Source organism: Mucilaginibacter sp. PAMC 26640 (genome assembly GCA_001596135.1).
Lineage (GTDB): Bacteria > Bacteroidota > Bacteroidia > Sphingobacteriales > Sphingobacteriaceae > Mucilaginibacter.
Genome location: CP014773.1, coordinates 4658874 through 4671292, shown reverse-complemented (window position 1 = coordinate 4671292; position 12419 = coordinate 4658874). Strand labels below are relative to the sequence as shown.

Here is a 12419-nt window from a genome sequence, read left to right as displayed (position 1 = left end):
TGAATTATAATTTAATGTCAAGTCCAACGGTGTACACTCTTGGCTGTGGGTAAGCGCCGCGGTCAACACCTGTATCTAACACGCCGCCAGATATTTCCGGGTCGTAACCGGAATACTTGGTTAAGGTTAACGCATTACGTACCTGTGCATAGAGACGGATACTTTTAAATACTTTGCCACGCATTAGCTGCGGCACGGTGTAGCCCAATTGTACCGTTTTAAGTTTCACAAATGAGCCATCCTCTACATACCTGTCTGACACGCGGATGTTGCTGTTGGCATCCGTAAATGAATAGCGTGGATTACGGGCATCATTGGTGGTGTTAGGTCCTGTCCACCTGGCCAATACCCCACGGAATTTGTTGGTGTAGTTGGCGTTACGCTCATAAGCACGGTAAATATCGTTACCGATAGAAGCGTAGGTAAAGGCGTTAAAATCGAAATTTTTGTAGCTCATGGATAAGTTCCATCCTAAAATAACATTAGGGAAGGGGTTACCAATATTGGTTCGGTCATCTGCGTTGATCACGCCATCATTATTGATATCCACAAAGCGGATGTCACCGGGTTGGGCACCGTCTTGCTTCGGCGCTGCCGCTATCTCTGCCGCAGTTTGGAATAAGCCCGCTGTTTTATAGCCGTAGAAATAACCGGGAGCATAGCCTTTTTCAAAAACAGTTACCGTTTGCGATTGGCCGTTAAAGTACGATCCGCCGGTGATCCTTGCTGTACCTTCGGCATTGGTTGCGGTAACCAGGCTTTTTACAGTTGTTATATTTAGGTTGGTAGCTAATTTAAACCCGCCAAACTTGTCGTTATAGCCCAGGGAAATATCAACACCGTTATTTTTTGTAGACCCTATGTTGGCATCCGGGATAGGTACTGTGCCCAAAATCTCCGAGCCTTTTGGCTGGAACAACAGGCCATTTACCCGTTTTTCATAGTAATCGGCAGTGATGTTAAACTTGCCGTGGCCAAAGGTCATGTCGAAACCTATGTTGGCTTGTTTCTGGCTTTCCCATCCCAGGTTCCTGTTTTCGGCAGAGCCAACTGTAGAACCGGGATAAAATACATTATCGAAGTTATAGCCGTTGCTGTTCGCACCGGCGCCATAATCCGGGCCGCCGGTTACTATCCTGACAAATTGCGATGGCGTATTATCGTTACCAACGGTACCGTAGCTGCCTCGCACTTTTAAGAAATCGATAAAAGGCACATTAAAGAAGCTTTCTTTAGTAACCACCCAGCCTAAAGATCCGGAGAAGAAGTTAGCATACTTGTTGTTCACCCCAAAAGCGGTGGAACCATCGCGGCGGGCGGTGAATGATGCCAGGTATCTTTCTTTGTAATCGTAGTTAGCGCGGGCAAAATAAGATTGGTTACGGCTGAAATACTGGTAGTAGTAACCGGTCAAAGCGTTGGTATTGGTAGCTGAGTTAACACCTGTAGCAGCGGTGAAATCTGCAAACTCCCAGGAGTTGAACGGTACATCCTGCCTGCTTGCACCGGCTGCGTTGCCTGATGTTTTGGCCAAGGAGTAGCCGATAACCGTTTCAAAATTATGGTCCCGGGCAATCTTAAAATTGTAGTTGGCGAAAGTTTCCCAGGTGTAATTAAAGTTGCTAACCTTATCATGCGATACGCTATTAAACCTGCCGGTTACGGTTGAGCCATCGGCATTCAAGCTGTTATCCACGTTTTGTGGTCCGTAAAAAACCAATGGGTTAAAGGATTTTGCGTTTGAATCGTACTTAGTGTAACCAAACCTGCTGCTTAGTTTCAGATTTTTCAGGATGTCATACTGCATCTCGAATTTACCATACAGTTTGCTGCCCAGGTTTTTGTTGTAGGTATTATCCAGTTTGGTTAATGGGTTATAAACTTCAGATAGTAACAGGTTACTATAACCATATTTCCCGATGGTATTGGGGTCGTTGTTTAAAACTGATACGGTGGGATCAAAGTTAAGCGCGCTGCCAATAACACTATTGAAAGAATTTTCCTGAATTCCTTTCGAATTGAGAATAACCCCGGTGGTGTTTAAGATGAATTTCAATTTGGGCGCCAGTTGAAAATCCAGGTTGGCGGTGAAGTTGCCACGATCGAATTTTGATTTATCGATACCACCAACGATACCCCCCTGACTGGTGTAGCCGCCGGAAAGAAAGTACGTGACCGTTTCGCTGCCGCCGCGTACACCAATGTTATGCTGCTGTAGCGGTGCGGTTTTAAATACTTCTTTTTGCCAGTTGGTGCCTGTTCCTAAAACAGACAAATCGGGAAAAATAACATTCCCACCTGCTGCTACACTGCCTTCGTTCAGCATAGCGCCGTATTCCGTAGCGTTTAGAACGCCGATGTAACGCTGAATTTCCTGTACGCCGTAGCTGCTGTTAACGGTAAGCTCCGTTTTCATGTTCTTACGGCCGGTTTTTGTGCTTACCACGATAACGCCGTTACCCCCTTTTACCCCGTAAATAGCTGTAGCAGAGGCGTCTTTTAATACGCTGATCGATTCAATATCGCTTGGGTTAAGCGAGTTAAGGTCATCTACGGATTGCTGCACCCCATCTATAACCACCAGCGGGTTTGATCCGCGGTAGGAGGGGATACCCCTGATCGCAATAGTGGGTGATGAGCCTGGCGTACCGCCCTGCACAATCGTTACGCCGGAGGCACGGCCCTGTATGGCTTCTTCCGCACGTACCGGGTTAAGCTTTTGGATGTCGGCACTTTTCACAGTGGATATAGCGCCCGAAACTTTTGTTACTTTCTGCGTTCCATAACCCACTACCACCACTTCGTTTAGTGTATTGTTGGCGTTTTCCTCCAGAACAAAGTTCTGTTCTCCGGCCTGGGTTACTTTTCTTTCGATGCTATTCATCCCGATAAATGATACAACCAGGGTTCCGCCTGCTTGTGGCAGATTTAAAGTGTAGTTACCATTAACATCGGTAACAACACCTATTGTGGTGCCTTTTACTGATACAGAAGCACCGGGCAAGCTTTGCCCGTCTGATTTTTGGGTTACTTTGCCGGTTAAGCGTAACGATTGCGCGAAGCCCTCGGTACCGAAAAATAGCAGCAACGCAATACCCATAAGAAACTTATGTTTTAATTGCATAAAGGTTTAATTGAAAATTAAATAATTGGTCTGTTGGTGTTACTTAGGTTTTAGTAAAGTTTAATCATAATTAAATTTTAGGGTACAAAAATGCAGGGTCATACATTTGTTTGTAATCATATGTTAAGGGTTTAAAATTGATTTATAATTTGCCGGAGCAATTGGTTTATGGGGTCAAATGTAGAGCAGGCGGGTGCTCAAACTGAAATTTTGTACTACATCCCTGCTACACACTATTGAAAAATCATTTAAAAGGTGGATATTCGTACACCAATTATATTTTCTCTTAAAATTTTGATTAAGCTACCTAACCCATTGTTTACAAGGCTAATGATTTTCGTATTGTTACTTGCAATTGCTCAAAAAGCAATGCCGCAGGCTTATATCGGCCAGCGCAAAACTGTTAACTACGAAAAAAGGCAGTATAATGCTGGTACGCAAAATTGGAAAATACGCCAGGATGTGCAGGGCCGCATGTATTTTGCAAATAACGAGGGGGTGCTGGTTTTTGATGGTGCCACCTGGCAGCTTTATCCTTTGCCGAATAAAACCATTGTGCGCTCACTGGAATTTGGGGAAGATAAAAAGCTTTATGTAGGGGGGCAGGATGAGATTGGCTATTTTTCGCCGGCAAAAAACGGACGGCTAGTTTTTACCTCCATAAAAAACCTTATCCCAAAGGCAGATCAGCAGTTATCTGATATCTGGGATATCTGCTGCCTGGGTAAGGCAGTTTTTTTCAGATCGAACGATAAGATCATCCGGCTCAGTAAAAATAAGGTAACAGTCTATCATTCGCGGTCGTGGTTATCAATGGGTCGTTACGGCGATCAACTGATTGCTCATGACGGAGAGAAAGGGTTGTTGCAATTTGGCGGAAATGAATGGCAGCCATTGATCAGTAAAAGCAAGCTGCCGGGTGATTTTTATATTACTTCCATATCTAAATTTAATGATTCATCGGCCCTTATTACCAGCGCAAAACATGGGTTGTTCCTGCTTACCGGCAATAAGCTCAAATATTTTGAGGTAAAAGGAATCGATAATCACCAGCATTTTTCTGCTGCTACCGCGCTGGAAGATAGTACATACATTATTGGAACTTATAACAACGGCATATACCAGATTGATAACAGCGGAAATGTGATAGAAAATATTGCCCGGAAGGAAGCCCTGCAAAACACGAATGTACGCAGCTTATTTACCGATGCTAATCATAACCTTTGGCTTGGGCTGGACAATGGCATCGATTACATTGCCTATAACAATGCAGTAAAACATGTTAACCCGGCTATATTTAAAGATGGTGGGGGTTTTGCAACCGTGCTTTACAAAAACACGCTTTACTTTGGCCTCTCAAATGGTATTTACGGGTTGCCGGTAACCAATTCTGCCGACTTAAGTTATCTCAAAAACAGTATAAAAACAGTGGCTGAAGGGCAAACCTGGAACCTTACAGCGGTGGATGGCCACCTGCTTGCCGGCCGGGACGATGGCGTGTTCGAGGTGCTGCATAATCAATTTGCTCCCGTTTATAATGCTACCGGGTTCTGGATCTTTCAGCCGCTGATGGATAATGCAGGAAAGCAGCAGATAGCTGCTGGTAACTATTACGGTGTAAGGATGTTTGACAACACTCAGGGTAAGTTAGCTGACCGGGGAAACGTAGGGAAGTATTACGAGTCTGCTCGCTTTCTGCAAGTAGATGATCAGCACATTATTTGGACATCGCACCCTTACCGGGGCGTATATAAACTTAACCCCGTTAATGGTGCCGTTAAAACTTACACAAAGGCACAGGGCCTGCCATCAACCCTAAACAATTTTGTATTTAAGGTAAAAGGCCGGGTAGTGATTGCAACTGAAAAGGGTATTTATGAATACGATATTCACACAGACCGTTTCAAGCCTTCCGCACAATTTAAAAAAGTATTTGGAGAGCGCAGTTTAAGATATTTAAAAGAAGATGCAGCCGGTAATATCTGGTTTGTGGAAGGTAAGAGCCTTGGCGTGGCAGACTATTCGGCAAAGCCTGTTATCACTATTATTCCCGAGCTGAATGACCGGGTGCTAAGCGGGTTTGAAAACGTTTATCCTATTGATGCCAACAATGTGTTTGTAGGAAGTGAAAACGGGTTTTATCATATCAATTATGCCCGCTATAAGCAAAATATTCATCCCGTTAAAGTTTACATTCGCAAGGTTAGGGCTATATCCGGCACAGACAGTTTGCTATATGGCGGTTACTTTGGCGGCGTTAACGATGCAGCCGGGCAGGCAGACACCAATGTTTTATCATTAGCTTATTCCTGGAGATCCCTGCACTTTGAATATTCCTCACCAATTTTTGATGAGCAATCTAATGCGGAGTACAGTTATCTATTAGAAGGCTTTGATAAAGAATGGTCGGAATGGTCCAAAAAATCTGAAAAAGATTATACCAATTTACCATGGGGCAATTACACCTTCAAAGTAAAAGCCCGCAATCATCAAAATAATGTATCGCCGGTGGCCACCTATGCTTTCATCATTAATCCACCCTGGTATCAAACGATTAGCGCTTACCTGTTATATTTGATTTGTATTAGCGCATTGCTTTATTGCTTGTATAAATTACAAGAGAAACGGCACTCTATTAAAAAGCAAGAAGAATTATTGATTCAACAGCAAAAGAATGAGGAGGAGCAAAGACAGATCGCCTATCTGCACCAGTTGGAATTGGAACGATCTGAAAAAGAAGTGGTGAAACTGAAAAATGAAAAACTGCAGTCGGAGGTAGAATTTCAAAACGCCGAGTTGGCTTCCGCAGCGTTAAACCTGGTGCAAAAGAAGGAGTTTTTACTTAAAGTAAAGGAAGAACTGCAGCATCTTCAAAAATCCGGCAAAGAAGTGGTGGAGACAGGGGAGATAAAAAAGATCTTAAAATTACTGGCCGGCGAAAATAAGATAAACGAGGAGTGGGAGCAATTCTCCGTGCATTTTGATAAAGTCCACGCCGGCTTTTTAACCATTATAAAAGAGCGCTACCCTAGTATAAACCAGCAGGAACTGAAACTCTGTGCTTACCTGATCATGAATCTATCCAGTAAGGAGATTGCCCAGCTTATGGCTATATCGGTAAGAGGGGTGGAGATCAGCCGCTATCGGCTCCGTAAAAAGCTCCAAATTCCCACCGAAATTAATTTATTTGAGTTTTTATTTGACATTCAGCGTGAACTGATGAGGCATACCTAGCACCTGAAATTAATAAAAACACACCGGGCATGAACCTTGACGGCTTTGCAGTCCATGGCAATACTTAATACAAAATAATGCACAGCTCGCTGCGGTGCCTCTGGTGCAATTACCTGCCAGGTTGTAACTATTTATCGAATTTCTGTTGTGCATCAAGAGTAAAGATGTATTTTAGTTGTGTACGCAAATCATCAGATAAGACCTTGAGCTTAGACCCGTATCGGCTTTTTAGCGCGGCATTAGTACTATAGGTAGTCTACAAAAAAAGTAGACACCGCAGTAGGTAAAAGAACTGTAACAACAGGTGATGAAGCGGCTATTAGCAAACAGGTCGCGTTGAGGTTTATTCAGTTTATCGTAAAAACACTTTTTAATGAAAAGACTCCGCAGCATTTCGATTCTTGGTATCCTATTCGTTTCAATCATTGCTGCTAAGCTGTGTCATGCTCAAAAGCTTCCCAAAATTGCTATAGCCGGACTCGGGATCGAATCCAGTACGTTTTCACCAGCATTAACTGACGAAGCCGCTTTCCATGCTACTTATGGTGACGAGGTATTTTCAAGATATCCTTTTTTGGCGGCCGATTCTGCGTTACGTAAAAAAGCCAATTGGGTGCCCACGCTGGTTGGTAAATCATTGCCGGGCGGAGCGGTTACGCGCGCGGCGTACGAGTCGCTGGTTAACAGAACGCTTGACTCCCTCAAAAAACATCTTCCTTACGATGGCTTGTATTACGATATTCATGGAGCGATGAGCGTAGTTGGGCTGGATGATCCGGAAGGTGATTTCATTGTGCGGATCAGGAAAGTTGTAGGCTTTAAAACCATTATCTCCACATCAATGGATCTGCACGGCAATGTTTCGGAACGGCTTGCTCAAAATACCGATCTGATTACCTGCTACCGCATGGCTCCGCACGAGGATGCCATGCAAACAAAAGCGCGTGCCGTTACTAACTTGATCAGCCGTATTACAAGCGGCAAAGGCAAACCTGCCTACAAAGTTTGGATCCCTGTACCTGTCCTGCTGCCCGGCGAAAAAACCAGCACCCGTATAGAGCCGGGCAAAAGTATTTACGCGCAGGTTGCTCCCGCAGCCGCACAGGAGGGTATTGTAGACGCAGCCATTTGGATAGGCTACGCCTGGGCTGACGAGCCGCGTAACCGGGCCGTTGTAATGGTTACAGGTGACGATCAAAAGAAAGTTAAAAACACGGCCGAGCAGCTGGCACTTAGCTTTTGGGAAAAAAGAAAAGAGTTTGCTTTTGTTGCTCCAACTGGTGACCTACAATTCTGTGTAAATAAAGCTTTGGCCAGCCAAAAGCATCCCTTTTTTATTAGTGACTCGGGCGATAACCCCACTGCAGGGGGCGCCGGCGATGCTACCTGGACACTCACTGAGCTCCTCAAACGACCGGAATTTACAAAGGCCACCGGTCCCTCGTTGATCTATGCTTCCATACCCGGTCCTGAGCTGGTAGAAAAGGCTATTGCCGCGGGTGTGGGCAGGCCCGTAACAGGTAGGGCAGGGGCCGCTGTAGATGCGCGTTTTGCCCCTCCGGTTTTGCTGACCGGCACAGTAGAAGCCATTGAATATGGCGACAAGGATGCGGAAGTTGAGGTTGTTGTTAAAGTGGGGAGCGTACACGTTATTGTTACGAAAAAACGAAAGCCATATCATAAAGAGATCGACTTTACCCGCCTGGGTTTAAATCCACGCAAAGCTGATATTGTAGTTGTTAAAATCGGGTACCTGGAACCTGAGTTATATGCCATGCGTGCCGATTGGCTGTTGGCTTTAACACCTGGCGGGGTAGATCAGGATATAGAGCATCTACCTTACAAACGCATCATCAGGCCTATGTTTCCTTTTGATAAATCAATGGCAGATCCAGATCTTTCGGGCAGGTTTATCCAAATATCGGGGAAGTAGACTTACGGCGATTGTTACCGCTTTATCAACGATTTGAAATTAGTATTCGTTTTAGTTTTAGGCTAGGCATTGGTTTAAATAAACTTACAGCAGATTTTTATGGCCTTTTTAAATAGCGAAAATACTAACCGCCTTTTTAATTCTATTTTAATAAAAATAATTAGTCGTTTGTAGAGACGGGGAAAAGTATAAAAAGCACATAAATCATAAAGACCTGTTTACCGCCATCGTAATAAGTGCACATATTAGAGGAAATCACCTCCAGGAGATTTTTTTTTTCTGCCAGCCAGTTGTTAAATTGTTCGGTTGTACTATGTACGTCCGAATCAGAAAACAGTTGTGTTTGGTAATTAATGTAATCCATTTTTTAATTTTTATACCTGATCCTAATTGTTTGTAATTTGTTGGCCGCGCTGTAGCTTTATAAAGTGGTCGTACATGTAAACTGCCCCCTCAACTACTTCATTAAAAGTTTCTTCCGGCTGTGCATTTATAACGTCACAAAATTGCTTCCAGTAACTGATTAACTGCTCGCTATATACCTGGTAGTATCTAAACGAAAGATTTAAAGGCTTAAGATGAGGATTAGATTTGAGTTTATGATAGGTGAAATTTCCGCCAAGTGTAGCACTTTCCAGTACATAAAGGCCCCCAAGAATATAGTTACAACCTTGGGCAGCTATTTCATTCAGTTCAGGAATATTGATCGTTTCGGTTGAAATGTGCAGGTCGTGAAGGTCTGTTAATAAAGCATTTATTTTGATACGCATGTGGATTTCCAGCCTCAGCGCAATTGATTTATTTAAGGCGCTAATCAGCGTTTGTTCGTAAAAAGCCGTAATTTGATAATTACCAATTAATACTTTTTTGTACTGTTCAAACGTAAGCGAATCATCCATGATGTTTTTTACATACATCATTTCCTCCAGTTCATCGTGTTGATGCCGGGTTGCCTCTTTAATCAGTTTGTGCAACATTGCCAACTGCGTTAAATGCGACAGGAGAGAATATTACATCGTTTTTTTCTAAAACTGCTGCAATACAACTATAAAGATCAACTAAATTAAACGGCTTTGCCAAATAAGCATCTGCTTTTAGTTTTATCGCAATTGCAGCAATGTCCGGATGGCCCGAAAATAAAATCAGCGGTATTTTCAAGGAATAATCTGCGGACCGAATCTCGTCTAAAATTTCCGACGCATTTCGTTGGCCAATCTGATTGTCAATCAAAATCAAATCGGGCATAAATTGGGTAAGCACCGGCAGCAGATTCGTGCCGTTTCGCTTGGCTAACACTGTGTATCGCTCGCATAACGCAATCTCAAGGAAATCGGCGATATCTTTGTCGTCCTCTATCACAAAAATTTTTTTCATAGTGCTATGTTTGGTAATGTTGATGTTATGTTAATAATTCAGCCAGGTGCCCTGCATAGCTTTTAAACTATTTACCAGTGCGCGATAACCCATTGGCTTTGTTCTGAAAGCGGTGGCACCGAATGCCATCGAGGATTCTATATCCTTGGGATTATCAGAGGTTGAAAATATAACTATAGGTACACTATCAAAATAATGCATCTCTTTTATACTCTTCAAAATTTCCAATCCAGACAGGCCCGGTAAATTGTAATCTAACAGGATAAGGCCGGGCTTTTTACCCGTTTCCGCCATACCCTTTAGTGCGGTTAACGCCTCGTTGCCATTGGATGTGATCTTTAAACTTATATTTTTATCTACCTCTTTTACAGCATATTCCATTATGAATGTAAAGTCAATGTCGTCTTCTACTTGAAAAATATCTGGTGCTATCATTAATTATTCTTAAGGGCCATGTAAAAAGTAGTTCCCAAATTTAGTTTGCTCTCAAACCATATGCGCCCGTTGTGCCGCTCAATTATTCGTTTAACAATAGCAAGCCCCACACCGGTTCCTTCAATGTCCTGCGCATTGTCTAATCGTTTAAAAAGTTCAAATACTCTGTTGTAGTAGTTTACATCAATGCCTATTCCATTGTCACTTACAGCGTAAATTACCTCGTTATCAACGGTGTATCCGTTAATGGTAACTTTGGAAGGCTTTGCATTACGCGAATATTTTACCGCGTTATTTATCAGGTTACTAAATACCTGGTTAATCATTACTTTATCGCCAAGTAAGGCTGGCGTTTGGCCGATACTGAGTTCAAGATTTTCCGGCTTTAAACCATCAATGATTTCGGTTTTAATGTCCCGAATCATCGTAGCCATATCTATCTCTACATTAGTCACCTCCACGCGGCCAACACGCGAATAATTTAAGATCTCCGTTATCAATACGGCCATTTTATCGGTACACTTTCTAATACGCTCTAAAATATTCAAAGCATTGGCATCCAGGCTACTATTGCTGCTAAGCAGTAGTTCTGAGTAACTTTTTATGGATGACAGCGGAGTGCGCAAATCATGCGAAACTGTATAGCTAAAAGTATCCAGCTCTTCGTAGGCCAGAATCAGTTTTTCATTTAATACACGTATTTCATTGGCTTTCCGCTTTACGGCATAAATGATATGTTCCTTGATGTTGATAGCCGCCGCAATTTCTGCGCGGTTCCAGCGCTCTGAGGTATATTTAACATCCTGCGCCCAGGTTTCGAACGATTTCCTTGGCGTGAGCTCCATACTGCCATTTGCTGCCAGCTCAACCGGTTTATCGGGGTTGCCTGCCCATTTAATTGCTGTTAGTTTTTCGGGTTTGAACCAAATAACCATCTCTTTTAATTCTCGGGATAACAAGCAAGCTAAAATTCCGCTTGCCTTGTCGCTGTATTCGGTAGCCGGCTTATATGCTTCCGACAGGTTGTGCGAGGTATAAACAGCGTCTTGCATATTTTTAATCAGCCATTCTGCCAGATCGCGGATCTGCGCCTCATTGGGGGTATCGCCCATGCAAAAAACCTGGTCCTCAAAAATGAGAGCCGCCCCACTAGAATTATTGATGTCTTTTAGCGTTTTCTCACCGGTAGTTAAAGCACCTATGATATCTTCTCCGCTTTCAATCGCTTTTACAACCCCCGCTGACGAATCGGCTAACTGCTTAAATTTTTCAACATCTTCTTCACCTTGCCGGTATTCCAACGCTGATGACAGTACTTCTCCAATTAATTTGGCGGCACTGCGGGCATTGTAATTGATAAACCGGGGTGTTAAACTGTGGCATGCAATAAGTCCCCATAGTTCTCCTTTTACAATTAGCGATATGCTGAAACTGGCACCAACACCCATGTTTTTCAGGTATTGGATGTGCAATGGCGATACCGCCCTCAAATCCGAATGAGTTAGATCCAGCGGTTCGTCAGTATCAGCTAATGCCATAATATCGGATGGTACCGAATTTACGTCTGCAATAAGCCTGGTGAGGTTGATTTTATAAAGCTGGCGTGCCTGTTTTGGAATATCAGATGCGGGATAGTGCAAATGTAAAAAGGGCTCCAGATCGTTATTCTTTTCTTCGGCAATGACCTGGCCATGCCCATCTTCCGCAAACCGGTAAACCATTACTCTGTCGTAATTTATTACGCGTTTAATTTCACGCGCCGCATTATTTAGCAAAGTAACCAGACCCTCACCGGCAAGCATTTTGGAAATGGCTGCGCCCAGGGTTTTCTGGAGATCAAATTCGTGTTTGCTTGCCGGTTCAAATTCAAGTAAATACCCGTTTTTAAATTCGCTAACCACTATATTAAAGGGCTCGCCGGCTAATTTTATGATGTGAGGATTTAATAATTCAAGTAATTGCTTCTCACCCTTTTCTTTCAAAAGCTGATCGAAAAAGAACTCGCTGCTTAACATATCTAATTCCAGTGCGCTGGCTAATGCTGCCAGGCTCTTACCCAAGAGGTCTGCTGGTGTTGTAGGAATAAATTGACTGATATTATCGCTGACGTGGGTGATATTTCCGGTTTCATCACTAACGCCTATTAAGAATCCATGCGATTGAACCTTGCCGGGTATCCTTATCGGTTCCTTGTCGCAGTTCGTTAAATCTGCCTCGTATCTACTCATTGATTGCTTATTTATAACGCTGAGAATTCAGATTATAAAATTACATCATCAACATAAAGGTGATGTAGCCGTAAAGGGCCAATTAGTGGCC

At 43.2% G+C, this 12419-nt stretch carries 8 protein-coding genes; 2 read left to right on the top strand and 6 right to left on the bottom strand.

Annotated elements, in window-relative coordinates; all coding sequences use genetic code 11:
- Nucleotides 1-4 precede the first annotated feature (4 nt).
- Entirely contained in the window at nucleotides 5-3124 is a 3120-nt protein-coding gene (locus tag A0256_20165) for a SusC/RagA family TonB-linked outer membrane protein (GenBank protein ID AMR33574.1), read from the bottom strand.
- Nucleotides 3125-3454: 330 nt separating this feature from the next.
- Here A0256_20165 and A0256_20160 point away from each other — a divergent pair, with 330 nt between their 5' ends.
- Nucleotides 3455-6358: a hypothetical protein gene (locus tag A0256_20160; protein ID AMR33573.1), complete on the top strand. Its 2904-nt coding sequence runs from the start codon at nucleotides 3455-3457 to the stop codon at nucleotides 6356-6358.
- Between the two features lie 373 nt (nucleotides 6359-6731).
- The gene (locus A0256_20155; GenBank protein AMR33572.1) at nucleotides 6732-8291 is read left to right on the top strand and encodes a microcystin degradation protein MlrC; all 1560 of its coding nucleotides are present in this window, start codon (nucleotides 6732-6734) and stop codon (nucleotides 8289-8291) included.
- A gap of 160 nt (nucleotides 8292-8451) precedes the next feature.
- On the opposite strand, the gene A0256_20150 is transcribed toward A0256_20155, so the two are convergent.
- Genes A0256_20150 through A0256_20130 form a run of 5 tightly spaced genes read right to left on the bottom strand, consistent with a single transcriptional unit; the run spans nucleotide 8452 to nucleotide 12328 of the window.
- The gene (locus A0256_20150; protein ID AMR33571.1) at nucleotides 8452-8655 is read right to left on the bottom strand and encodes a hypothetical protein; all 204 of its coding nucleotides are present in this window, start codon (nucleotides 8653-8655) and stop codon (nucleotides 8452-8454) included.
- A 22-nt stretch (nucleotides 8656-8677) separates the two neighbouring features.
- Entirely contained in the window at nucleotides 8678-9268 is a 591-nt protein-coding gene (locus A0256_20145; protein AMR33570.1) for a hypothetical protein, read from the bottom strand.
- Nucleotides 9249-9665: a hypothetical protein gene (locus A0256_20140; protein ID AMR33569.1), complete on the bottom strand. Its 417-nt coding sequence runs from the start codon at nucleotides 9663-9665 to the stop codon at nucleotides 9249-9251. Before A0256_20140 ends, A0256_20145 begins: the two co-directional genes overlap by 20 nt.
- A 30-nt stretch (nucleotides 9666-9695) precedes the next feature.
- Nucleotides 9696-10100 (bottom strand): response regulator, encoded by a 405-nt coding sequence (locus A0256_20135; GenBank protein AMR33568.1) that lies wholly within the window; start codon nucleotides 10098-10100, stop codon nucleotides 9696-9698.
- On the bottom strand, nucleotides 10100-12328 hold the full coding sequence (locus tag A0256_20130) for a histidine kinase (GenBank protein ID AMR33567.1): 2229 nt from the start codon (nucleotides 12326-12328) through the stop codon (nucleotides 10100-10102). Before A0256_20130 ends, A0256_20135 begins: the two co-directional genes overlap by 1 nt.
- Nucleotides 12329-12419 lie beyond the last annotated feature (91 nt).

Bases quoted from the DNA above. Each gene is read 5' to 3' on its own strand.
- A0256_20155 (AMR33572.1), top strand. From the start codon at position 6,732: ATGAAAAGACTCCGCAGCATTTCGATTCTTGGTATCCTATTCGTTTCA.
- A0256_20165 (AMR33574.1), bottom strand. From the start codon at position 3,124: ATGCAATTAAAACATAAGTTTCTTATGGGTATTGCGTTGCTGCTATTT.
- A0256_20150 (AMR33571.1), bottom strand. From the start codon at position 8,655: ATGGATTACATTAATTACCAAACACAACTGTTTTCTGATTCGGACGTA.
- A0256_20160 (AMR33573.1), top strand. From the start codon at position 3,455: ATGATTTTCGTATTGTTACTTGCAATTGCTCAAAAAGCAATGCCGCAG.
- A0256_20145 (AMR33570.1), bottom strand. From the start codon at position 9,268: ATGTTGCACAAACTGATTAAAGAGGCAACCCGGCATCAACACGATGAA.
- A0256_20135 (AMR33568.1), bottom strand. From the start codon at position 10,100: ATGATAGCACCAGATATTTTTCAAGTAGAAGACGACATTGACTTTACA.
- A0256_20130 (AMR33567.1), bottom strand. From the start codon at position 12,328: ATGAGTAGATACGAGGCAGATTTAACGAACTGCGACAAGGAACCGATA.
- A0256_20140 (AMR33569.1), bottom strand. From the start codon at position 9,665: ATGAAAAAAATTTTTGTGATAGAGGACGACAAAGATATCGCCGATTTC.